We start from the raw sequence: 22,655 nt of genomic DNA, 5'->3' as shown, positions 1-22,655 counted from the left end.
AAATTAAAACATATGAACCCTGAAATGATATGGGCCAACCTGGCCGTAAACGACCTCGACCGGACTACAAAATTTTATACCCAGTTAGGATTTAAACCCAATGGGGCACCCAATAATGAGTTAACCAGTTTCCTGGTAGGTGCGCATAGCTTTGTAATTCACTTTTTCTTAAAGGAGGTGCTCAGACCTGCTATAAAGGGCGAAATAGCGGATGCCCAAACCGCCAATGAAATTATATTTACCCTTTCAGCAAAGAGCCGGGACCAGGTGGACAACTGGGCAAAAGAAGTCGAAACGGCAGGAGGAAAAATAGTTTCTCCCCCGGAAATATTTGGCAACGACTATTATGGTTTTGTTTTTGCGGATCCGGACGGACATAAATTTAATGTATTTTATATGGAGGGATTATGATCGCTTTTTGCCGCAACCTGCGCAAGTATCAAGCTGAAATGAGCGCAAGCTCCTTTTTGTGTAATTTTGTTTGACCGGCAAATAATGAGCAGGTTGCCGCATCCGGCGGTATCAATGTATCTTAACCTTCAATACTCCTATAAAAATGAATAATGCAAATAATGCCCGGGTTTATAAAATGTCTTTCGCTGGTGTTTACCCACATTATATTCAAAAAGCAGAAAGAAAGGGTCGTACAAAAGAAGAAGTAGATACCATTATTTGCTGGTTAACAGGATATGATTCCAAAAATTTGCAGCACCAGATCGACCACAAGATCGATTTTGAAACCTTTTTTGCGCAGGCACCACAACTGAATCCCAATGTTTCAAAGATCACCGGGGTGATCTGCGGCTACCGTGTGGAAGAAATTGAGGATCCGCTTATACAAAAAGTACGCTACCTCGATAAGCTGATTGATGAGCTGGCCAAAGGCAAGGCTATGGACAAGATCTTAAGAAAATAAAAGCCGCTACTCCACATCTCCCTGAGCTGGTTTCCTGGGTCGATTCCTGTTTCATAATCCGCGTCAATCAGGCATAGATGCCGAAACAAGTTCTGCATAACGAAAGCATAACTATGCTGCATGATTCACTAAACCTGTCATTGCCCCCTTACAACATACCAATTAAGTCACTTCCAGGACATGTGCTTTTAAAAAGGAAATCTCCCTTTGTGAAACACTGCTATAGGATTTCCTGACAAAATACAATAACTTTATTGTTTGAAACAACGTCTTGCCAAAAGCATTCAAAAAATAAAGCCATGAAAAAATTCTGGTGGTTCTGCAGCCTGATAGGCGTCATGCTCGTTACCGGCGTATTTTGGGGTACATGGTTCACCCTTACGCGCAGTTTGGAAACATTTCCCCCGGATCATTTTATCCGGATCGGTCAAACCATTATTGACAATGTAGCCGTACCGATGCGGATCCTGATGCCCGTAACCCTGCTGGTTCAGTTACTGCTTTGTATTAGTTTTTGGAAACAGAAGCCGGCTATCTATTTTTTTGCAGCGGCTTTTATTTTTATGGTTATTTCCCTGCTGATTACATTACTTGTAGAAGTGCCCATCGATAACCAGGTTAAAACCTGGACTGTAGCCTCAATGCCCGGTAACTGGACAACGCTGCGGGCCACCTGGAAGGAATTTCACTTTTTCAGGACCCTGAGCAGCATTCTTGGTTTTTTATTGCTCGCCATACCGGTTTTGTTCTGGCATAGAAGCAGGTCTTCATACCGGTAACATGCACTGGATATGCACGGCCAATAATCGGTGTATATCAGCTAAATAAATCAGTGCTCATTTGCGGGAAACGGAGCCTGCAGCCCATCTGCCTGAATGGAAACGCAGGTATTGCAATCGAACGCATCTATTGAATACCTTTGTTTTTTTTGCGAAACCTTAGCCTCCTGCGTTAAAATATGACTTCCTGAAACTCCTAAAACATTTTAATTTTGAACCATGAACACAGATTCCAAGCCCGATAATACGGCCGTACGAACCGCTTTATGGCGGGCCCTCCATGTGCAGATAGATGCGCCGCCCCATATTATCGAGGATACGATAGGATTGCGATTGATTGCCCCCGATGCGGGCTGGCAACAGCGTCCGGATATGGATGCGGCATTTACCAAACGCCTGCGGGCATCCATGGTAGCCCGGGCACGCTTTATTGAAGACCTGATCCTGGAACAAAGCGATAAAGGTGTCAGGCAGTATGTGATCCTGGGTGCGGGATTGGATACGTTTGTACAACGCCGGCCGGAGGTTGCTACCCAATTACAGGTTTATGAAATTGATCGGCCGGATACCCAACGCTGGAAACAGCAACGGCTGCAGGCGCTGGGTTTTGACATACCGGAGGGATTGCATTTCGTTTCCGTGGATTTTGAAAAAATCTCCTGGTGGCAGCAACTCCTGGAAGCCGGCTTTGATCCGGGCAAACCCGCCGTCGTGGCCTGCACCGGCGTAACGCTATATCTCACGGAAAGCGCGATTAGGGACACATTAACCCAGCTGGCAACATTGGCACCGGGCTCCATGCTGGCGATCACGTTCTATTTACCGCTTCAGCTGATGGAGCCGGAAGATCAGCCGCTACAGGCAATAGCCGACAAAGGTGCCCGGGAAGCCGGAACACCATTTGTTAGCTTTTTTGCACCTTCCGCTGTGCTGCAATTGGCCGAAGAAGCCGGTCTAAAAAATTGCCGGATCTTTACCGCAAAGGAACTGGAGCAACGGTATTTTAACAACCGGGCAGATGGACTGCTCCCTGCCAGTGGTGAATTGTTTTTATTGGCGGCGATATAAATGATTACGCCAATTGTTTTGCCAGCCTCAATCTTAAATTGTTTCCTGTTTCAACTCAGATGCATATTGAGGAACGTTGAAAAAACATCATGGTTAGAAGGCTGAATGCGTCGCGCTTTGAAGAAGGTGCGCATGAGCAACGCGTTTCGCTCCTGCCACCACTGCATCCAGACAAGTATCGCAGCTCACCTGTTCTTTTTCTTTTGGTTGACCAGGTTATCGATACTGTACCCGTACCGGTCAAAACAGCTGAGTAAAAATGCGGATGCCGCGCCGGTCCATACCGAAAAATCAAGGCCTGGCTTCATACCAAAACTATAGGTCATGGCGGCACCGAAACATAATAATAAAATGCCGGCAGTAATGGACGCCCATCTGAGCTTATAGCCGGTTATCAATAAAACAGGCAACAGTATTTCCAACGCCGTTGCAAGGATCGCCATCAGGCTGTTCAGTGGTGGTCCTGCATACGAATTTACAGTATTGCTATAGCTGAGAAAATTTTCCCAGTTGCCCCACACTACTTTTGGGCTACCGGGTTTACCCCAAATACCAAAGCGGTCTGCAACAGCCGACAGGAAAGAACCCGAAATAGCAAGTCTTAAAAAGAGTTGAGAGAACGTGGTTAACCGGGAGTTCATATGATGCGGAATTTTAAATAAAGTTAACCAGTAAACGGGTCGGATAAATTAAACTGGTTTAAGAAATTACGGATCCTGACTGATGGAAGACCCCCATAAAAGATTCATCTCACCAGCATTTCGTAAAAATACATAACGATATTTTTATTGATAATCTTATCTCAACCGTATTGAATCGGTACAAAGCCATTACACGACATGCTTCTACGTGGTAACATTCAATATATGCTGGCATTTTAATACATGATTTAAAAATCGTATATTTATAAAAAATAACCTTATGGCAAACACCTATACACAATTGCACATTCATTTTGTATTTGCTGTCAAATACCGGCAGGCGCTTATTACCCCTGAATGGGAAGAACGGTTGTATAAATACATTACCGGCATTGTCCAGAACAACGGGCATAAAATGCTTGCGGTTAATGCCGCGTACGATCATATACATTTATTTGTAGGACTGAACCCCAAACAATCCATTTCAGAATTAATGCGGTTGGTTAAGGGAGACAGCAGCGAATTTGTAAACAAGGAGCGCTTCACGCAGCGGAAGTTTTATTGGCAAGAGGGATATGGCGCTTTTAGCCATAGCCATTCTCAAATTGATACGGTGATCAAATACATCTTCAACCAAAAGGAACATCATGCGCGAAAGAACTTTAAGGACGAATATCGTAAGATGCTGGACGATTATGGCATTAATTATAATGACCAATATCTGTTTGCCGATCCTGAGGATTGAGGGTAGCCGCTACGCGGCACTGCTCAATGTTATATCATACGGTTCTAAATAGGGATAGTGCCTACGGCACTGGTAATAATATTGATGAAAATCGGAACGATTCGCTTTTCTCAAAAAACAGACATCTTTATGATACATATGTAACGCATATTTGATAAGACATATAAGGGCATTTACTTCATAGAGGAATACCTTTTAGAAATCATTTCGCTTCGCTCAGCGACCTGCTATAGCTAGCCCCGATTATTACATCACGAACCCTATTGAATGTATAAGCTAACCGCCAGGCAACCGGCCCCATAGGGGCCATACCCCTTAGAAATAATTTCGTTTCGCTCAGCGACCTGCTATAGCTAGCCCCGATTATTACATCACGAACCCTATTGAATGTATAAGCTAACCGCCAGGCAACCGGCCCCATAGAGGCCATACCGCTTAGAAATAATTTCGCTTCGCTTAGCGGCGTGCTATAGGTAGCCTCGATTATTACATCACAAACCCTATCTAATGTATAAGCTAACCGCCAAGCGACCGGCCCCATAGGGGCCATACCTTTTTAGAAACGGTTCCGTTTCGTTCAACCGTGTGCCGTAGGTACACCCCGGTTGTTACATCAACCATCATATTTATATATATGTGCAGCAGCGGATACGCGGAATAAGCAACATAATTCATTTGCTGGCAAGGGGGTATGACCAATGGCGAAGAACTACAAACGGATAACCGGTATTATATGGGCCCCAGACCGCCTAAATAATCCAGTTCAGGTCTAAACGCATCGCTTCTCTACGGCAGCCGGTGTCCATACCAGGTACAACAGCACAATTCCCTGCTCGTTAATCATATCTTCCTTTTAGCGCTACTCCCTTTATTTCTTTTTGATACATCTTCCGGAAAAACAATTATCTTTACAACTAAGATAATTAGTCAAGAAGATAAATATGACGGACAAGATTCTCCAGCTAAGAAAGCTCAGCCAGCAATACGCCTACACTTCCATCCAGATGCACGAAGCCGTAGGACGCAAGGCCGGCCTGTCGGGCACCGACCACAAATACCTGGGCTTCCTGCTCCGGAAGGGTTCTATGACGGCTGGCGAGCTGGCCGATATTACCGGTCTCACCACCGGCGCAGTAACCGGCCTGGCAGACCGGTTTGAAAAGAAAAAGCTGCTAAAGCGGCAACCCGACAAGACCGACAGGCGCAAGATCATCATTGTTCCCAACGCCGATAAAATACGGGCCTTGCTGCAGCCGCTGTACCAGGATTTCCAGGATGATACCGACCGGCTTTTTGCCTCCTTTTCCGCTTCCGGATTAAAGATCCTGGAAACCTATTTTTCAAAGGCGCTAGACATGATGCAGCATAAAATAGATCAACTCAATCAAAAATAATCGAATGGAATTTAACCCCAACAACCCCGTTATACAACGCTGCATGCAGGGCATGGAGCTGGTAGAAAAAGGTCAGCCTGAAGCAGCGTCAACAGTATTCCTGCAGGCCTGGAATGAAGCCGGCAATGATTTTGAAAAATTTATTGCCGCACACTTTGTGGCCCGGCGTCAACAGGATGCCAGAGACAAATTAACCTGGCTGCGCACCGCTTTGCAGCACGGACTAAGCGTTAACAGCGATGCCGTCAGGAGCGCACTGCCGTCGTTGTACACCAATATGGCGCAATGCTATGCAGTCCTGGGCGATGCGGACAACGAGAGGAAATACAGCGAGCTGGCCGTATCAGCCAACGAACAACTGCCGGACAAGGGACCTTTTTATCACGGTACCCGGGCCAGCCTGCAGCAGGGCGATTTGCTTATAGCGGGCGGCCTATCGAATTACCAGAGCGATGTGGTCATGAATCATATTTACTTTACGGCCCTGGTCAATGGCGCGGGACTGGCCGCTGCGCTGGCTAAAGGCGACGGACGCGAGCGGGTGTATATCGTGGAACCTACGGGCAACTTCGAAAATGATCCCAATGTAACCGACAAAAAATTTCCGGGTAATCCTACGCGTTCATATCGCAGCACGGCGCCACTGAAGATTGTTGGAGAGGTAACCGATTGGGAACGGCTTACACCGGAGCAGCTACGCCAATGGAAGGAAAAGTTGACGAATAATAAAGGCGCCATTATTAATTAAAGACGCTCCGGGCCCCACCAACACCGGAGCGACCGGCTTTGCGACTTAAAGCTGATTTTTATTTGCCGCAAATTCGTGGGTTGACGACCAATTTCGCTAAAAGAAGAAACAAAAATTCGCCGGGTAAATTACCGCTATGAATGAAACAGAACGATAAACAGCTGTGCGATCAGGCGTAAAATAATCGGCAGGAAATATAGCCGCAGATCGCACAGACGGAAGGACTGTTGGCCTGTAAAAAAACCATCGGCATCAATCTGCAGAAAACCCTTCCCTGCCATAAATCCCAGCTGCATCCCTTGGCAACTGCTGTACATGCTGCAAATAAGCCGTTACATTTTTATCCCAGTCTGCCGGGTAGGCATACCCCAGCTTTGTTGCAATGAACCCGGCTGCGTTCCTGAAAAGGTCCTGCATCATGTATACCGATTGCCATATCTGTTGCAGGTCTGCAACAGGATACGTAGCCAGCAGTTTTTGATACATTTCCGGCGCAAGATAGTGCTGGTAATACTTCCCGAATTTACCAGTGTTTACCTTAAAGTCATTGCAACAACCAATATACCAATCGATCATTTGAAACAATGCCCCGCGGATCACCAGGTTAATGAGCTCCTGCGCCAGTACTACCTCCGCTCTCCACAAGCCCTTGGCTAAACCCGCATTGGTATACCAGAACTCATTGCAGCAATCGGTGAATGAGCGTTCCGAAGGTCTTTGTACCATATAACTGGCATCACTGGCGGGCGGCAATGGCTTGCCATCGAAGATCCCGGCTTTATCCCACAGCACCTTACAAAGACTGTCATTCGTAAATTGTTCTAATCGCTCCAGTGGCACCATTGTAAGATCGATGCGGTTACCATCTTTAAACTGCAACAGGTATGAAAAAGCGCCTTCCAGTTCCGGGGTGGGCGGATACAATTCCATAGCTTCCGGCAACTGCATAATCATTGGGTCGCCAAATACAGCCACCCAGCTATGATCCTGTAAAAAAGAGGGCAACTCATTAACCACGTAAATAATGTCAAAGTCCTGGAAAATATCCGGCGTTACATTCGGATTGGAGCGCGATCCATCCTGCAACACCGCCAATATGCGGGAATCCTTTGCTACCTCCATGATTAATTCCATCATTTCAACTTCGCTCCTGCTTATCATAGCATTATGGTTTATTCAAATGTAAGCATAATTTTAAGAGCGATAACTGCACGATCATGCAGACTTCGCTTCTTGCTGATCCATGCAGTATAAGGTATCCATCGCCGTCACCGGCCATTATTATTATCCTACACAGGATTATTAAACGTTTGAATGGGTTGCTCCTAACGCATGTTTTCTGAATGTTGTTTCAATTTTTCCAGCTCACTCCTGCTCAAGCTGTCCATCCCGTGTTTATGAATCTTATCGAGGATGCGATCGATCTCCTTCTGCGCATTATTTTTTTCTGCATTGTACCGGTCGTCGATAGAGTAATTTCTGTAGTGTGTTTTAAACCAGAGGTTGTCAATGACCAACATATGCGGCTGTTTAATGATCATCCAGATAAACACCACCACGGGAATTATAATGATCAGAATAGTGGTATAGTTTTGAATCCATGCAGCCGGTTCCATTGTCAACGCTACAAGCATACCCACCAGGGCACCGCCCAGGTGCGCATCATGTCCTACATTGTTTCTTCCGGACCGGATTCCATAAATAGAGAACAGTACATATAAAATTCCGTACAGCCAACCGGGAATGGAAAACGGAAGTCCAAAAAAACCGACTCCCATACCAGGAAAAAGAGCGATCGATGCAAAAATGATTCCGCAAACAGCTCCGGAAGCGCCTACAGCACTATAGTCGCCATGATGGCGGTGGATCAAAAGGGAAAGCAATCCACCACCGATCAATCCGGAAAAATAAATGATCAAAAATTGCAGCTCACCCAGGTTGTATTCGATCATCCCGCTAAAAGCATACAGACTGATCATGTTAAAGATGAGGTGCAGCCAGCCAATATGCAGGAACCCGGATGTAACCAGGCGCTTGTATTCCTTATTCACCAATATTTTATCAACCTCAAACTGATAGGTATTGAAGAAGACCTGGTTGGTAAACCCTTTGTAAGAAAAAAGAAGGTTCAGCAGGATCAGCAGGAGGCCAATGATTCCTGTATTTGTCATGAGCAGGAGGTTTTATATATTCATTATTCAAAAACAGCTAAATGCAAGAATATAAATTCTATTTCCAATCCTTAAGCGGAATAATCTTCCCATCCACTTTCGATGCATTCTTTTCCGGCACCAACCGCACAACAAAGCGTTTGCTACTGGCCGCCGGCAGTTTTGTTTCAAAACCCACCAACACGGTTCCGGGATTGGGCGCGTCGTAGTCATTCGTGGGCGCCGTACTCCATGTTTTCACCGTCACCGGCTGACCTGCAAGGATCTGCATCCGTAAGGTTTTGCCATCCTTTTTCAACAGGACTTCATTGGACGATTTTATTTCCACATTTGCAGCAGTGAGCATACGCCATTGCATCGTTACGGGATGATCGCCGGTTTCAATCTCATCCTGTATCAATCCATAGGCCTTATCCTTCAGGGCCACACCCCTTATGGCTTGTTTCACCTGTCCCCTATACACGGGCGTCAAATCCGATTGGGCGAAACTAAATTCCGGCCGGTCACCATATCGCGTAATAGCCGTTACGCCTTCCATACGCTGTAAGCTATCGTCAAACGTAAGCGTATTATGTGCATAATTGGTATAACGGAAAACGGTCCAGCGTTGGGAATTTTGTGTACGTAACCAGATGTTCAGGCCTTTTGATTCCAGCGATTCGTAATTCTGCATGCCGAAATCCATCCCCCAGCGAATACCTTCCGCCTCAAAAACGAAAGCCCCTTCATCCATGTGGGCGTGGTTCACAAAAGGAGATCCGGCTTTAAAACCCATAAAAAGCGCATCCGGACTAGTCCAGCTGGTACGCATCATTGCTACCGGACTGGCACCACGTCCTTCCCAGAACATTTTTTCCGGTGGTGTAACACCCGCTTCTGCCAGTTGTTTACCCCATACCAGGAGCGTTGGCAAAAAACGATCGCCTTCCAATGCCCGCCTGTTTTTATCACTGTGCAGGAATTGCAGTTCATTCCATGCCAGCGAGGGCCGGTTTAGCTTTTTTGCAAACCAGAACATGGCGCCGTTGGATTCGGCACCGGGGCCCGAATCCGCATAGTTAAACGGTTGTCCGCTGGGCGCGATCATCTGCTGGAAATAATCGGCGGTTTTCAGGAAGCCCGGCAATGCACTCAGCCCTTCGCCTCCGGTCAGTCGTGCCAGGGCATCCAGAAAGAAAACATTGTAGGTAGTTCCATAACTCCAGTAGCCATAACCCTCCGGGTAAGCACCGTCCGGTGCATATTGCTTCATCGGAATGGTGATCGATTCAACCGCACGGTAGATCACCTTGCTGCATTGCTGCGGATCCGATTCAAAAACAGCAAATGCTCCATAAGCCAGCCCGGCGTTGCAAACCTGGTTCCAGTTATTCTCCACCTTAAGCCAGGAATTGTATTTCGAATCGAAAGATGTGCTGATCCCTTTCTCCAGGATCGCGTTTTCGACCGTCTTTCTTGAAGCCGGGGAAAGCGCATTGTATAACCAGTCGTACCCGATAGCCGCGGCCATGGTCATTTCCGCCACATCCAGGTAATGGGTAGGGTTCCAGTCGGCAAAGGAACTGATCGTTAATAGTTGCTGTTCCGCTGCATCCAGGTACTTTTTATTTCCGGTCATGCGCCAGGCATATGAAAGAAAAAAGATTCTCCGGATCGCTTCTCTTGAAACCGAAAGCAGTCGCTTTCCTATTTTTTTGTGCTCCAGCGGAGCGGCCATGCAGATACGGTCGGAAGCTTCCAGGATCAGATCGTGCACCCGTTTCAGATCTGTATTATTCCGGATGGCTGTTGTTATCTGCGCTTCTTCTCCTCTTGCCAGCAATAAGCGCGGATGGGCATTTTTTGCGATTGCATCGGTTAGCAGGTCCTGCGAAAAAACATGAGTAGCCAGTAAAAGCAGCAGGCTGAAAAGTAAATGCGCAATCGGTTTCATAATTCAGATTTTGGTTTAAAAATACTTAAGTATCAGGATTATTACCAGAACCTTTTATTTTTTATTATTTTGCCCGTTGATCTTTTAATTTTTAAACTTCTGTAAATGAAATGCTTTCTTAAACTGGGAATTGCGGCCGCACTTATGTGTTGCATTTTAAACGTAAGCGCCCAAAAGAACATGCGGGCCCTGATCAAAAAGGATGAGGCCTTTGCCGCAAGCCAGTACAAACTGCTGATGAAAAACGCACCGGCCGATAAGATGCCCCAGAACTACGATCCTGCTAAAGACAAACTGGTAGCATCCGGTATCGATTGGTGGACCAGTGGTTTTTATCCTGGCACTTTGTGGCTGATCTATAAGGCCACCAAAGACCCGCAGATACTGGCGGAAGCAAAAAAGCGGCTGGTGTTAGAAGAACCGATGAAATATTATACCGGTAATCATGATATCGGTTTTATGATCTTTTGCAGCTTTGGCAATGCTTATGTCATCACAAAAGACCCACATTATAAAGAAGTGATCCTCACCGCTGCCGAAACCGCTACCAAACGTTATAAGCCGGGCATGAAGGCCATCCAGTCCTGGAATAAAAGCCAGAAATTTAATGCCCCTGTGATCATCGATAATATGATGAACCTCGAAATGCTGGAATGGGCTTCCCGTAATGGCGGCAGCAAGCGATTGGCTGATATTGCGGAAAACCATGCCAACACTACCCTTAAAAATCATTTTCGTCCGGATGGCAGCAGCTATCATGCTGTAGACTATGATACCGCTACCGGGGCCGTTTTAAAGAAAGTAACACACCAGGGATATACTGATGAATCTGCATGGGCACGCGGACAGGCATGGGGACTTTATGGCTATACCATGATGTACCGTTTTACCAAAAAACCAGAATACCTGGCACATGCGCATAAGATCGCTGCCTTTATCCTGAATCATCCCAACCTGCCAAAGGATAAAGTACCTTATTGGGATTTTAATGCACCGGATATTCCAAATGCGCTAAGGGATGTATCAGCTGCAGCGGTAATGGCTTCTGCCCTGCTGGAGCTGGCACAATACAGCAACCAAAAGCAAAAGGCCACTTATATCGCAGACGCCACCACCATGATCCGGTCGATGTCTACGATATATAAATCGCAGCCAGGCGGCAGCAAAGGTTTTATCCTTACCCAAAGTGTAGGACATTTGCCGGGCAAATCGGAAGTGAATGTATCCTTGTCTTATGCGGATTATTATTATATGGAAGCCCTGCAACGGTATAAACAATGGGTGCTGAAGTAGGCTTGTTTCGGGGTACAGCCATTGTATAACAACCAAACCAGACCGAATCAAATTAACATACCCTACAAAAAGATCCCGGTTACAAAGCAACCGGGATCTTTTTTATGATTCATTACTTTTAAACTAACGCATGTACGCCCTCTGCAATTACCGACGAGAATACGCCCGGCTTGTAGCCAACCTTTTCTTCATAGGCCGCTGTAACCTTTTCTGCAAAATCATCAAAGCACTCCTGTTTAATCAGGGCAATGGCACATCCGCCAAAACCGGCGCCCGTCATCCGCGCACCGATACAGTCTTCGTAGGTTCTGCAAAAATCAACAATAGTATCCAGCTCTATCCCTGATACTTCATATAACTGTTGCAGCGAGTCATGCGAAGCATACATCAGCGCTCCAAATGTTTCAATATCACCACTGGTTAGGGCCTCCTTCGCTTTTTTCACCCGGTCATTCTCTGCAATCACATGCAGGGCCCGTTTTTCCAGCACCGGGTCATTCAATAGCGCTTTGTTCTGTTCAAAGTCTTCGACACTGATCTCTACGAGATGCTGCACCGGAAATTTTTCCTGGAACCGTTTTAAGGCTTCCCGGCATTCACTAAAACGCTCGTTATATTTGGATTCTACCAGTTTCCGGGGCTTGTTGCTATTGATGATGGCCAGTACATAATCGCCAATCTCAAAAGGCAGGTATTCATATTCCAGCGTGCCGGTATTTAATAAAACAGCATGGGCTTCTTTTCCCATTGCAACGGCAAACTGATCCATAATGCCGCTGTTAAGTCCCATAAAATCGTTTTCTACACTTTTCCCCAGCACGGCCAGATCTACTTTAGAAAGTCCGCCTTCGAACATTTCGTTCAATGCAAAAGCGGTCAACACCTCAATGGATGCACTGGAAGACAGTCCGGACCCTATGGGCAGGTTACCGGAGAACAGGAAATCAAGTCCGGAGATATCCTTCCCTTTTTGCTGAAACTCATGGATCACCCCCAGCGGATAGTTAAACCATTCCGGTCCTTGCTTACTGTATCCATCCTGGCTGAAAGCGATCTCCGTTGATTCCGGAAAATCCAGCGCATGAAACCGGAATTTCCGGTCCTCATTTTTAGCTATCAGTAAGGTAGTACCTAAAGAAATGGCACAGGGCATTACCTGTCCGCCGTTATAATCAATATGCTCTCCGATCAGGTTTACACGGCCCGGACAAAAGAAAATATGGGCCGCCGGCTTATGGTAAATTTTTTCAAATTCTTTTTGCAAATCTCCAATGGTCATAACAATTATATTATTTTTATCAAAATTAAACGTTCATGATTGAAATAACTGAGCAGCTTGCTACGCAGCATCCCAATGGAAAAGATGTGTATGTGTTCACCCTCAAAAACGGTTCCGGTACAGAAGCAACGGTTACGAATTACGGCGCTATCATCATGTCGATAAAAGTACGGAAATCAGATGGAACTTTTAATGATATTGTTTTGGGGTTTGATACTCCGCAGGAATATTGGTCGGAAGCATACCTTAAGAATTATCCCTATTATGGAGCCGCTATCGGGCGGTATGCCAACCGGATCAATCATGCGGCCATTACCATTGATGAAAAGAACTATCCCCTGAACAGCACGAATCCGGGTTACCAGCTGCATGGTGGCGTTGAAGGATTTGATAAAAAAGTTTGGGACAGGGTTTCGGCAGCAGACGGTCATATAGTGTTGCAGTATAAAAGCCCGGATGGAGAAGAAGGGTATCCCGGAAATCTTACCGTACAGATCATTTTTTCATTGAATGAAGACAATGAGTTCAGCTACGAATACAGAGCTACAACGGATCAACCCACTGCGGTGAATATTACCCACCACAGCTATTTCAACCTGAACAATTGCAAAGGGCGCATCGATCAGCAGCATTTGCGCATTCACGCATCGAACTACCTGGAGCAGGATGCCAACTATTGTACGACCGGGAATGTGCTCCCCGTAAAAGGCACCCGGAACGACTTTAGCAACTGGAATGAAACCGGCAATATTGAAAATCCTGAACAGGGTATTGACATCAGTTACCCGCTGGACAACCCGGGCATACACCAGGTAGCAGCAGAGGCATGGTGTGATGAAGAGGATATAAAGCTGGAGGTATATACAACGGAGCCGCTGGTACATCTGTACAATAGTTACGGTTCACCGGAGATCAAAGGAAAGAACGGGCAACAATATACCGCCTTTTCTGCATTCTGTTTTGAAACGCAGGTGCATCCCAATGCGATCAATATCCCCTCCTTTCCCAATACGATCTTACGTCCGGGAGAGGTATACCAGACAAAGACCACATACCGGCTTACGGGGAAGGGATAGCAATAGTTTTTAGTTATCAGCAATCAGTCTTGAGTTAATCAATACTAAAAACTGATTTCTGATAACTGATAACTGATCGCTTATAACTGATCGCTAAATCGTAGCCAGGTCAATTACAAACCGGTATTTCACATCGCTTTTTAACACACGCTCGTAAGCTGTATTTACCTCTTTGATATCGATCAGTTCGATATCACTTACGATATTATGTTCCGCGCAATAATCCAGCATTTCCTGGGTTTCCGGAATACCGCCGATGGAAGACGCGGTCAGTACCCGGTTGCCGCGCATTAAACTGCCTCCCGCAATACTCAGCGGTTCCGGAGGTAATCCCACACAAATCTGTACGCCATCGGTTTTAAGCATCTGCAGGTACATATTGTAATCATGCGGCGCGGATACCGTGTCGATGATAAAGTCAAAATACCGGTCCAGGCTTTTTACCTGCTCCGGGTCTTTTGTGAGCACAAACTTATGTGCGCCCAGCCGTTTGGCATCCGCTTCCTTGGAGGGAGACGTACTCAGCATGGTTACCTCTGCACCAAAGGAAACGGCGAATTTTACAGCCATATGACCTAATCCGCCCAGGCCCAACACGCCTACTTTATGTCCTTTTCCCACCTTCCATTTACGCAACGGAGAATAGGTGGTGATCCCTGCACAAAGCAGCGGCGCTACGCCTTTCAGATCCAGTTTATCGGAAACATGCAGCACAAAATGCTGGTCGCAAACGATCTTATTGGAATACCCGCCATAGGTAACCGATCCGTCTTTATCGCGTGCGTTGTAGGTCCATACAGTTTGCTTATTATCGCAGAACTGTTCCTGACCATGACCACAGCTATCGCAATGCTGGCAGGAATTGACCATACAGCCGATACCGGCCAGTTCGCCCACTTTAAATTTAGACACGTTAGCCCCCACCGCTGTGATGCGGCCAACGATCTCATGTCCCGGAACGATCGGATAAATAGCGGGTCCCCATTCGCTGCGTACCTGGTGAATATCTGAATGGCAAATGCCACAATATAAAATGTCGATCAGCACATCATCCGCACCCACTTCCCGGCGCTCAAAATCCCAGGGTTGCAGGGCATCGGTTTTGCTATGAGCGGCATATCCTTTTGCGTTAATCATTTTTTTATTTTTTAGTGAGATGTAATTTGTTTCTTAGTGAGAAGTGAAGCCTTTATGTACACTCGTTTGTATTCCGGCGGGGGCTGATACTACGAGATTCAGGTTCAGGCTCCGGTTCTGTTATCTTAATTTTCAGCACATAAAGGTAACAGGAATTCGGATTCCGATAGTGCGCCGGGGAAAATTTCCGGGCACAGAAGCACGGAGTTTCTGAAAATTATTGTATCGGGCTCTATTGACTAAAATAGGCCATTTCTTCCTTCAGATCCAGGAACGGGTATTGCTCCATCAGGCGCCGGGCTTTTTCGTGTTGCGCTTTCAGAAACTGCTGATGGGCCTTTGTTTGGGGATGAAACGGCTTATGCCTCCGGGCGATCATCAGGGGGCGGATCTCTTTCATAAGCTGCCGTGAAGCTTCGTCAATACAGTTTTCCGTAAATTTTTCCAGTACGAATTCCGTAGCCGGATAGTTGGGGTGTGCCAGGTCTACATCATAGAACCGGTAATCCCGCAGTACATCAATCACCAGTTCATAGGCCGGAAAATAATGCAAGCCCTCAAACTTATGTACCATATGATGTACCGCTTCAATCAGCCGGGCCTTGCTCCGGTTATTGGCCACTACTCCATCCCGTAAATGCCGTACCGGGCTGATGGTAAATAATAATTTTGCATGAGGGTTAAAGATGCGGAGCCGGTGATAGAGGTTATCCAGCATGGAAACCGTTTCTTCGATCTCCAGCATCTTCTTATCAAACCATTGTCCGGGTGCCCGGTGGCAATTGGCGACCTTTACCCCGGCGAGCTCCGCTTGCGGATTGGTTGCATTCAGCCGGTAAGAGAACGAGGAACCGAGGGTAATGATCACCCAGCCGGCCTGCTTTAAGAATTGATGTGCGGTTGCCAACATGCTGTTCATCTGCGCTAAAACCGTCTCTTTATCCGTACCGGAAAACCGCGAATGATGATGCCAGGATTGCCATACCTCGTTTAAGTAAAACAGATCCGTTTCTGAATATGGTTTCTGCTCAATATACCGGATCAGGCTGTGATATACACTGGCGGGGTCAAACAGGATCCCGTGCGGATTTTGAAGCGTTTCAAACTTATGTTCCGCCAACGCATTGCCAATATGTTCTGTAAAACAGGAGCCGATCAGCAATATCTTATCCCCGTACCGGATCGGTGGTGACAGGGGTTCCATCTGTATGGGAGCCATAAAATCCATCCTGCAAATATCCGGAATTTACAATTACGCCCCTTATTGTGATCTTTTGATGCTTATTTCACAAAGGAATTCACGCGGCGGCACAAAGAAATAATGATGCAAGGAACTATATCTCTTCGTGTTTCTTCGTGCCTTCCGGTCTTTGTGGTTCTTGTTTCACACAGCGACGCAACGGAGCAAAGGCGCAGCGGTTCAGGTGTTTGCCGCAAAGGCTCAAAGAAGCGAAACGGCACCAAGATTAAGTGCTTCGTCGTATTTCTTCGCACCTTCCTGTCTTTGTGGCTTCCATTTTCATATTTCCACATTTTCAAATTGCAACTCCTTCACAGCGCTATCGACACATGCACCATCACCCGGTTATTCGCTTTTACAATACCATTAGCCAGGTTCTGTGAAAACGGCGTTTGAAAATTGGCGCCGATCGCTATTTTCTTATAGGCCGTTTCAATACCTGCCGTTCCCATCAAAAGATTTCCACCGGAAACGGTAACCAGTACATCATTATCTACGTCGGTTTTCCCCTTTTCATATTGTACCCCGGCATTGGGAGCAATCATGACCTCGTTGGCAATGCGGATTTTATAATACGCCTGTGCATTCAGGTTCAGTTTATTCCCATAACGGTAGTCGTACCGGTTAGCGGTATTGATCTTATAATGTGCATTCAGGTTAATGCCTGCATCCTGTACCCGCAGATCGTACATTCCATTCAATGAAAAATCGGTACTTCCGGAACCCAGCTGAAAAAGATTGGTACTTTCTCCTGTAGTACTTTTGTCTGCAGGATTGTACTTTCCTGTGGCCAGTTTTACACCTCCTCCTAACCAAAGACTTTGCACCAGGAGCTTGTTTCCTATGGGCTGCCGTTTGTTGACCAGCTGATAAAAAGCGGACAGCGTTACATCCCCTGCACCACTCTTTGTAAGGTTTTCATCCTGGTTGCTCCGCCGGTTGATGCTATACGGTATTACCGCCATCACCCTTATTTTTTCCGAAATGTTCCAGCCTCCCCAGGCTTCCAGGGTATTGTATTGCTCAGAACTGGTAAGATAGGTTCGCTGTCCTCCCACTCCAAGATGGCTCAGCAGAGCATTATGTCTATAACGTAATCCAAAAATATGCTTGTGAAAATCCGGAAGGATGCCGATATAATCATTTCCAACTCCGCAACCGCAGATGTCGCAGGCCATCGCCATTTTGAGAGCGGTACCGATAACGATTAAAAAGAAAAGGCCCGTTTTTATCCATTGCTTTTTCATTGTGTGATATTTGTTTTTTAAAAGGCTTTTACGCTCATGGTGCTGCATGCTTCAATTTTTATGCTTAACAGCCAAAAGTTCATCCTGCTTCTATTGTTCCGCCAATAGTTTATTGGTAATAAACGCCCGGTCGTTCAATGTATTCAGAAACGCAAGTATTTGTTTTCGTTCTGCTGCCGTTAATGCGATTCCCCGTTGTTCCCCGGTGGCTAACAGCGGATCCAGGTTCGGTGTTGCTTTTACCCCGGTGGTATAGTGGTCCAACACCGCGTCCAGTGTATAAAACCGTCCGTCGTGCATATAAGGTGCAGAGTACGCCAGGTTGCGCAAACCGGGAACTTTGAACCGGTAGCGGTCTTCCGGCCGGAGTGTAACAGCAAAGCGCCCCTCATCATTATTCTCCCCTACCCCAATACCATTATTACGGAATGAGCCATCGGTAAACAGCGGCTCGCGATGACAACCGCCGCATTTTTCCAATACCAACTTGCGCCCTGCCGCCTCTTCGGGCGTAAAAGTTGCCGTACCCTCCTTGCGCATCACGCTATCGTATTTTGAACCACCGGAAATGCACATCACCATAAATTGCGACAGCGCCTTCATAAGGTTGCCGGTATTGATCTCCTCCGAGCCAAAGGCCTTTTTAAATAAGGCCCGGTACTGAGGTAGCGCCTGTAATTTTGTGACCACATTGGCAACGGTTTCGTCCATTTCTTCATGATTGGTAATGGGCGCTATGGGCTGCAGATCCAGGTCGAAAATACCGCCATCCCACATCAGAAGCGGACTCCATGCCAGGTTCATAATGGGAGGTGCATTCCGGCTTCCCAACCGGTCGTCGATACCATGACTAACATCATGACCATGCTGGGTAAAGGCCGAAGACTGGATGTGGCAACTTCCGCAACTGATGGTATTGTTGCGGGAAAGACGCGGTTCATAGAAGAGTTTTCTTCCCAATTCAAAACCGTCCTTTGTAACCGGGTTGGTTTCAAAATGATATACCGGGGCGGGAAAATTGCCGGGTTGCTGAAACCCGGCAAAAATACCCGTATCTTTTTGAGCGTTGTCCCCCGGAAGTTCCCGTGAACAGGCAAACACCAGCATCATCAGGACACCCATCACTGCAATATGTTTCCGGTTCATTATTTTAGTTTTCAGTATGATCGTGCACAAACATTTTTGCATAGTTGTTGGCAATGTTCACACTGTAATCACTGAACATCACCTGGGGATTGGTGGCAAAACTCACATTGGTAGTGCCGTTTAATACTTTTGAAATATCTACCATCAGGTGAATATTGGCAGAGCGGTCTTTGCGTACCTGGGCCATTCCCCTTGCCGTAAGATCAATAGTGATCACCTTAATATTATTGATCGTAGGTGCACTGTAGCCGCCAAAGCCACCGATATGATACCGGAACTTATGTTGCCCGGTTGGGTCTGCCGGTGCATCAGGCGCTGTGCCTTCCATTTTGAAAAAGATGTACCCGCTGTTCCACCCCCAGTACATTCCATCATGATTACCAGCACCCGGATCCAGCACGCCCGTGCGTTTGCTGATATCCATCGTGCTCCGCAAACTGTCTACGCCTACGGTAAAAGTGAGCGAGGTATAATTGCCTTCCGGAACCTTTACACGTGCAAATTTTGTAGCCGGATCGTCCTGGCGAATCAAAAAATAACTGCTATCGGCATTCACTGCATAGGTCGTACCATCGGCTTTTTTTACCTGGATATTACTGATAAAATACTGCAGCAACTGAATATTGTATGACTGCCCCAGGGCATTGATATACGTGCCGGTATTTAATACCAGTTTTTGTCCGCCAACAATATTGTCAAATTCTACAGAAAGCGGTGCCAGCGCGTTCTGATTATAACCAGGTTCTACGGGGTCTTTGGAACAGCCAGTCAGCAAAACGATCGCAGACAACAGGATCGCACTAAAAAAAGAATACAAGATTTTCATTTTACAAAAGATAATAGTGTGCCGGAAGATGCAACTCAAAAGCCTTTGGGAAGCACACCATTGGGCACCCCGATCCGTGGGGCACTCAATATCGCATAATCCTTATTCACTTTCAAATGCATGCAACTACTGCACAGCATCTGAAAAAGCTTTTGAACACACTGCTTCAGCACTGGTTAAACAATCATCCGGGAACGCTTACTACGCATATTAATTGCGTAACCGAAGCTCCTGGAGAAGCGAATAAACAGAAATGAATTTGATAAAGGGAATTGCCTTGAATAGCTTAAAAGAACAGCAAGTTGCTAGCACTGTTCATACAGAAGTCCATTATGTTTCAGAAAATACTGGTATACATAACAAATAGCCCATAAGGGCCGTTACTGTATCAGGCAATACCATTACGGAAAGCAGCGGGGGGATGAAAGATCGAACGGGGTCTTTTCATTTCCATCCCAATGATCATCTCGGAATACACCGAAGGTTTGGTAAGCGTTATAAATGTAAGTTCAGGAAAAAAGGATTTAGAGGAGAGCGTGATCTCATTTTTGAATTCCATTTTCCGCTCGGGGTTCTGCTGACTCTTTTTCTCGTCCTCCTCTATCTGTTTCATCAGCTGGCAATGCCCGTTACAGTGCATTTTAGGGCGAAATTTATTTACGCAATTCTTTGCATATGCCTGCCGGTTTACCCTGTAATCAATCATCATGATTGTTTTACTGAACGTTTGCATTACAAACGTCATCAGGAAAAACAAGGCCATGATTTTTTTAAACAAGGAGGAAATTTTGCACAAAACTATTGATTCCTGTTTAAAGAGAAAAGAAAATACTCATTAAAATATAAAAGCCGGTCAACAGCTATTGCGAGGTTATGGAGCCGCCAAACGATTGTCCATAGCAGACCGGCATCCTGAGCCGGATTCAGTATCTGTTTTTTGTTCCGCTACTCAACGTGAATTATCAAAACCGATGAACTAATTTATTTAATTTTATAGCATGGCATATCATCAACATCTTTCAAAAGACAAGGTATTAAAAAAGCTGATCAAAGAACAGGGATTGCATTCCCTCCAGTTGCAGCAAAACATCCTGCTCCGCTTATGCGGTTCTATTATGGGTCAACAATTGAGTACGAAAGTGGCCGCCGTTATACGCAACCGGTTTATGGATTTGTTTGAAGGTAAAAAACCAACCGCACAAAAAATTCTTGCCCTGCCGCATGATACCTTACGCGCCATCGGTTTATCCAATGCAAAAGCCATCTATATAAAAAACGTGTGCTATTTTTTTATAGAACATAAACTAACGGATGCAAAGATCCACCGCTTATCCGATGAGGCATTTGTTAACCTGGTCACCCAGATAAAGGGCGTAGGAAAATGGACCGCCGAAATGCTGCTGATGTTTTCTCTTGGGCGGGAAGACGTATTTTCGATCGGGGACCTGGGATTGCAAAAGGCGGTAGCCGAACTCTATGCTATTACCTATACCAATAAAAAAGAATTCGAAGCCCGAATTCTTTCCATTACAGAGCGGTGGAAACCCTACCGCACTTATGCCAGCCTGCATCTTTGGCGTTACCTGGATGCTACGCCTGATTAAGTCCCGGAGACGCCTTCATGAACGATGCAGCGCTATACATTTTTTCCCAAACTTCCGCTAAACGCCTTCCGCTTCCGGTAGCTTTCATGACACAAAAGAGCCGCTGTTGAAGCCCCTACGCCAAAATGCGTATCTGCAAGGTTTTTGCCTTCTCCCCTTATCGCATTAAAAAAGCTTACAAAGTGGTCATGATGTGCGCCTTTGGATCCTTTGGGGCCGTTAAACAGGTATTCGTTATCGGATACTTTCACCGGGTCGCCAGACCATTCTTTTAGCGGGCTGAATGCCGCAATATCGGTTTTACCAGGCGTTTTCAATGTCAGCTGATCCCAACCTACGTTCAATATTCCCCCGGTACCTTTGATGGCGAAATCGGTGCTTCCCCATTTTTTTGAAACACCATCGGCCTGGTTGGCAGAAAGGGATAAGGTAAACGCGCCTTTTTTCTGCACATCCGGATAATCCAGGTAGCCCAACAATACATCTGGTGTATCCCTGGATCCATCCGTATAATACCGGATGCCGCCGGTGCTGTACACATTTTCCGGTTTGGAAGCGCCCATAATAAAATGCGTACTGGCAATTACATGTACAAAAAGATCACCGGCCACCCCCGTGCCATAATCGCTCCAGTTCCGCCAGTTCCAAAAGCGCTGCGCGTCAAAAGCCCGTTTGGGTGCATTCCCCAAAAATCGATCCCACCAAATATTTTGTGCGGTTACGCCATCCGGTGCCACAAAGGATCTTAATGCCTGCGGAGGCGACGAAAACTGCCCCTCAACCTGGGTTACCTGCCCAATAAGCCCGGCGTCCACAATACGTTTTGCAAGTTGATTGCCCCAGGACGACATGCCCTGGCTGCCCATCTGGAAAATACGCCCCGTTTTCTCCTGTGCCGCTATCAATGCATTACCCTCCTGCAGTGAATGGATCACGGGCTTTTCGCAATAAACATCCTTGCCGGCCTGCATCGCTTCTATGGCTATTTTCTGATGCCAGTGATCCGGCGTACCAATGATCACCGCATCAATATCTTTCCGGTTCAGGATCTCCCGGTATTCTTTGGTGAATAATACTTCTTTTCCTGACTGCGGCCGCAATGCATCCAGGTTTTTATCAAATACATCACAAACTCCAGCCAGTGTTGCCATTCCGGTAGATAACGCTGTACGGAGGTCGCTGGAGCCCATTCGCCCTTTGCCAATAACCGCCAGGCGGACAAGGTCTTTTTTCTGTGGATGCATTTTTATTCCGGTTCCTCCGGACAACTTTGGAAATGCAGTAACGGCAACAGCGCCCATCAGTGTGTTCCTGATAAAATCTTTACGGTTGTACATGATAATAACAATAAATTTATATGACAAATAATAGCATCGTTTTAAATCCATCAGTAAAAAAAGCGCTTCTTCCCG

22 protein-coding genes are annotated in these 22,655 nt (G+C 46.3%); 10 read left to right on the top strand and 12 right to left on the bottom strand.

Annotation, left to right across the window (positions count from 1 at the left end):
- The first annotated feature begins 12 nt into the window (after positions 1-12).
- The 4 genes from Q1V85_RS11045 (at position 13) to Q1V85_RS11030 (ending at position 2,763) form a co-directional block, all read left to right on the top strand.
- Entirely contained in the window at positions 13-411 is a 399-nt protein-coding gene (locus tag Q1V85_RS11045; RefSeq protein ID WP_300599850.1) for a VOC family protein, read from the top strand.
- 145 nt (positions 412-556) lie between these two features.
- Positions 557-916: a DUF2200 domain-containing protein gene (locus Q1V85_RS11040; protein WP_300599848.1), complete on the top strand. Its 360-nt coding sequence runs from the start codon at positions 557-559 to the stop codon at positions 914-916.
- A gap of 299 nt (positions 917-1,215) precedes the next feature.
- Positions 1,216-1,695 carry a DUF1772 domain-containing protein gene (locus tag Q1V85_RS11035; protein WP_300599846.1) on the top strand — a complete coding sequence of 160 codons (480 nt, stop codon included), beginning with the start codon at positions 1,216-1,218 and terminating at the stop codon, positions 1,693-1,695.
- A 219-nt stretch (positions 1,696-1,914) separates the two neighbouring features.
- Complete coding sequence (locus Q1V85_RS11030) at positions 1,915-2,763, top strand: class I SAM-dependent methyltransferase (protein WP_300599844.1); 849 nt, start codon at positions 1,915-1,917, stop codon at positions 2,761-2,763.
- Between the two features lie 185 nt (positions 2,764-2,948).
- Here Q1V85_RS11030 and Q1V85_RS11025 read toward each other — a convergent pair whose 3' ends face one another.
- Complete coding sequence (locus Q1V85_RS11025) at positions 2,949-3,404, bottom strand: DoxX family membrane protein (RefSeq protein WP_300599843.1); 456 nt, start codon at positions 3,402-3,404, stop codon at positions 2,949-2,951.
- Positions 3,405-3,684: 280 nt separating this feature from the next.
- Between Q1V85_RS11025 and tnpA the strand changes: the two genes are divergently transcribed.
- The 3 genes from tnpA (at position 3,685) to arr (ending at position 6,291) form a co-directional block, all read left to right on the top strand.
- Positions 3,685-4,149 (top strand): IS200/IS605 family transposase, encoded by a 465-nt coding sequence (gene tnpA, locus Q1V85_RS11020; protein ID WP_300599842.1) that lies wholly within the window; start codon positions 3,685-3,687, stop codon positions 4,147-4,149.
- Positions 4,150-5,090: 941 nt separating this feature from the next.
- Positions 5,091-5,543 carry a MarR family transcriptional regulator gene (locus Q1V85_RS11015; RefSeq protein WP_300599840.1) on the top strand — a complete coding sequence of 151 codons (453 nt, stop codon included), beginning with the start codon at positions 5,091-5,093 and terminating at the stop codon, positions 5,541-5,543.
- A 334-nt stretch (positions 5,544-5,877) separates the two neighbouring features.
- The gene (gene arr / locus Q1V85_RS25190; protein WP_366914008.1) at positions 5,878-6,291 is read left to right on the top strand and encodes an NAD(+)--rifampin ADP-ribosyltransferase; all 414 of its coding nucleotides are present in this window, start codon (positions 5,878-5,880) and stop codon (positions 6,289-6,291) included.
- A gap of 252 nt (positions 6,292-6,543) precedes the next feature.
- Here arr and Q1V85_RS11005 read toward each other — a convergent pair whose 3' ends face one another.
- From Q1V85_RS11005 to Q1V85_RS10995, 3 genes are all read right to left on the bottom strand, one after another.
- Positions 6,544-7,452 (bottom strand): aminoglycoside 6-adenylyltransferase, encoded by a 909-nt coding sequence (locus Q1V85_RS11005; RefSeq protein ID WP_300599837.1) that lies wholly within the window; start codon positions 7,450-7,452, stop codon positions 6,544-6,546.
- Between the two features lie 164 nt (positions 7,453-7,616).
- On the bottom strand, positions 7,617-8,462 hold the full coding sequence (locus Q1V85_RS11000) for a rhomboid family intramembrane serine protease (protein WP_300599835.1): 846 nt from the start codon (positions 8,460-8,462) through the stop codon (positions 7,617-7,619).
- 58 nt (positions 8,463-8,520) lie between these two features.
- Positions 8,521-10,395: a heparinase II/III family protein gene (locus Q1V85_RS10995; protein ID WP_300599833.1), complete on the bottom strand. Its 1,875-nt coding sequence runs from the start codon at positions 10,393-10,395 to the stop codon at positions 8,521-8,523.
- 105 nt (positions 10,396-10,500) lie between these two features.
- Here Q1V85_RS10995 and Q1V85_RS10990 point away from each other — a divergent pair, with 105 nt between their 5' ends.
- Positions 10,501-11,688 (top strand): glycoside hydrolase family 88 protein, encoded by a 1,188-nt coding sequence (locus Q1V85_RS10990; protein WP_300599831.1) that lies wholly within the window; start codon positions 10,501-10,503, stop codon positions 11,686-11,688.
- 118 nt (positions 11,689-11,806) lie between these two features.
- On the opposite strand, the gene Q1V85_RS10985 is transcribed toward Q1V85_RS10990, so the two are convergent.
- The gene (locus tag Q1V85_RS10985; RefSeq protein ID WP_300599829.1) at positions 11,807-12,967 is read right to left on the bottom strand and encodes a galactokinase; all 1,161 of its coding nucleotides are present in this window, start codon (positions 12,965-12,967) and stop codon (positions 11,807-11,809) included.
- A gap of 35 nt (positions 12,968-13,002) precedes the next feature.
- Here Q1V85_RS10985 and Q1V85_RS10980 point away from each other — a divergent pair, with 35 nt between their 5' ends.
- Positions 13,003-14,043, top strand: a complete 1,041-nt coding sequence (locus Q1V85_RS10980) for an aldose epimerase family protein (protein ID WP_300599827.1) — start codon at positions 13,003-13,005, stop codon at positions 14,041-14,043.
- 93 nt (positions 14,044-14,136) lie between these two features.
- Here Q1V85_RS10980 and Q1V85_RS10975 read toward each other — a convergent pair whose 3' ends face one another.
- The 6 genes from Q1V85_RS10975 to Q1V85_RS10950 form a co-directional block, all read right to left on the bottom strand.
- Positions 14,137-15,180 (bottom strand): NAD(P)-dependent alcohol dehydrogenase, encoded by a 1,044-nt coding sequence (locus tag Q1V85_RS10975; protein WP_300599825.1) that lies wholly within the window; start codon positions 15,178-15,180, stop codon positions 14,137-14,139.
- Between the two features lie 232 nt (positions 15,181-15,412).
- Complete coding sequence (locus tag Q1V85_RS10970) at positions 15,413-16,399, bottom strand: GSCFA domain-containing protein (RefSeq protein WP_300599823.1); 987 nt, start codon at positions 16,397-16,399, stop codon at positions 15,413-15,415.
- A 332-nt stretch (positions 16,400-16,731) separates the two neighbouring features.
- Positions 16,732-17,667: a transporter gene (locus tag Q1V85_RS10965; RefSeq protein WP_300599821.1), complete on the bottom strand. Its 936-nt coding sequence runs from the start codon at positions 17,665-17,667 to the stop codon at positions 16,732-16,734.
- A gap of 90 nt (positions 17,668-17,757) precedes the next feature.
- Positions 17,758-18,813, bottom strand: coding sequence for a cytochrome c peroxidase (locus Q1V85_RS10960; RefSeq protein ID WP_300599818.1), 1,056 nt, complete (start codon positions 18,811-18,813; stop codon positions 17,758-17,760).
- Between the two features lie 4 nt (positions 18,814-18,817).
- Positions 18,818-19,639, bottom strand: a complete 822-nt coding sequence (locus Q1V85_RS10955; protein WP_300599816.1) for an MbnP family protein — start codon at positions 19,637-19,639, stop codon at positions 18,818-18,820.
- Between the two features lie 388 nt (positions 19,640-20,027).
- The gene (locus Q1V85_RS10950) at positions 20,028-20,417 is read right to left on the bottom strand and encodes a hypothetical protein (protein WP_300599814.1); all 390 of its coding nucleotides are present in this window, start codon (positions 20,415-20,417) and stop codon (positions 20,028-20,030) included.
- Between the two features lie 220 nt (positions 20,418-20,637).
- Here Q1V85_RS10950 and Q1V85_RS10945 point away from each other — a divergent pair, with 220 nt between their 5' ends.
- Positions 20,638-21,243, top strand: a complete 606-nt coding sequence (locus tag Q1V85_RS10945; RefSeq protein WP_300599813.1) for a DNA-3-methyladenine glycosylase 2 family protein — start codon at positions 20,638-20,640, stop codon at positions 21,241-21,243.
- A gap of 32 nt (positions 21,244-21,275) precedes the next feature.
- Here Q1V85_RS10945 and Q1V85_RS10940 read toward each other — a convergent pair whose 3' ends face one another.
- Positions 21,276-22,607 carry a Gfo/Idh/MocA family oxidoreductase gene (locus tag Q1V85_RS10940; protein ID WP_300599811.1) on the bottom strand — a complete coding sequence of 444 codons (1,332 nt, stop codon included), beginning with the start codon at positions 22,605-22,607 and terminating at the stop codon, positions 21,276-21,278.
- Positions 22,608-22,655: the final 48 nt, after the last annotated feature.

This window comes from Niabella sp. (assembly GCF_030150205.1).
Taxonomy (GTDB): Bacteria; Bacteroidota; Bacteroidia; order Chitinophagales; family Chitinophagaceae; genus Niabella.
Note: the sequence above shows the minus strand (reverse complement) of the source record. Positions and strands in the feature narration are given on the sequence as shown.

Bases quoted from the DNA above. Each gene is read 5' to 3' on its own strand.
- Q1V85_RS10980 (WP_300599827.1), top strand. From the start codon at position 13,003: ATGATTGAAATAACTGAGCAGCTTGCTACGCAGCATCCCAATGGAAAA.
- Q1V85_RS10975 (WP_300599825.1), bottom strand. From the start codon at position 15,180: ATGATTAACGCAAAAGGATATGCCGCTCATAGCAAAACCGATGCCCTG.
- tnpA (WP_300599842.1), top strand. From the start codon at position 3,685: ATGGCAAACACCTATACACAATTGCACATTCATTTTGTATTTGCTGTC.
- Q1V85_RS10955 (WP_300599816.1), bottom strand. From the start codon at position 19,639: ATGAAAATCTTGTATTCTTTTTTTAGTGCGATCCTGTTGTCTGCGATC.
- Q1V85_RS11015 (WP_300599840.1), top strand. From the start codon at position 5,091: ATGACGGACAAGATTCTCCAGCTAAGAAAGCTCAGCCAGCAATACGCC.
- Q1V85_RS11035 (WP_300599846.1), top strand. From the start codon at position 1,216: ATGAAAAAATTCTGGTGGTTCTGCAGCCTGATAGGCGTCATGCTCGTT.
- Q1V85_RS11005 (WP_300599837.1), bottom strand. From the start codon at position 7,452: ATGATAAGCAGGAGCGAAGTTGAAATGATGGAATTAATCATGGAGGTA.
- Q1V85_RS10995 (WP_300599833.1), bottom strand. From the start codon at position 10,395: ATGAAACCGATTGCGCATTTACTTTTCAGCCTGCTGCTTTTACTGGCT.
- Q1V85_RS10945 (WP_300599813.1), top strand. From the start codon at position 20,638: ATGGCATATCATCAACATCTTTCAAAAGACAAGGTATTAAAAAAGCTG.
- Q1V85_RS11030 (WP_300599844.1), top strand. From the start codon at position 1,915: ATGAACACAGATTCCAAGCCCGATAATACGGCCGTACGAACCGCTTTA.
- Q1V85_RS11045 (WP_300599850.1), top strand. From the start codon at position 13: ATGAACCCTGAAATGATATGGGCCAACCTGGCCGTAAACGACCTCGAC.
- Q1V85_RS10965 (WP_300599821.1), bottom strand. From the start codon at position 17,667: ATGAAAAAGCAATGGATAAAAACGGGCCTTTTCTTTTTAATCGTTATC.
- Q1V85_RS11025 (WP_300599843.1), bottom strand. From the start codon at position 3,404: ATGAACTCCCGGTTAACCACGTTCTCTCAACTCTTTTTAAGACTTGCT.
- Q1V85_RS11000 (WP_300599835.1), bottom strand. From the start codon at position 8,462: ATGACAAATACAGGAATCATTGGCCTCCTGCTGATCCTGCTGAACCTT.
- Q1V85_RS10970 (WP_300599823.1), bottom strand. From the start codon at position 16,399: ATGGCTCCCATACAGATGGAACCCCTGTCACCACCGATCCGGTACGGG.
- Q1V85_RS11040 (WP_300599848.1), top strand. From the start codon at position 557: ATGAATAATGCAAATAATGCCCGGGTTTATAAAATGTCTTTCGCTGGT.
- Q1V85_RS10990 (WP_300599831.1), top strand. From the start codon at position 10,501: ATGAAATGCTTTCTTAAACTGGGAATTGCGGCCGCACTTATGTGTTGC.
- Q1V85_RS10960 (WP_300599818.1), bottom strand. From the start codon at position 18,813: ATGAACCGGAAACATATTGCAGTGATGGGTGTCCTGATGATGCTGGTG.
- Q1V85_RS10985 (WP_300599829.1), bottom strand. From the start codon at position 12,967: ATGACCATTGGAGATTTGCAAAAAGAATTTGAAAAAATTTACCATAAG.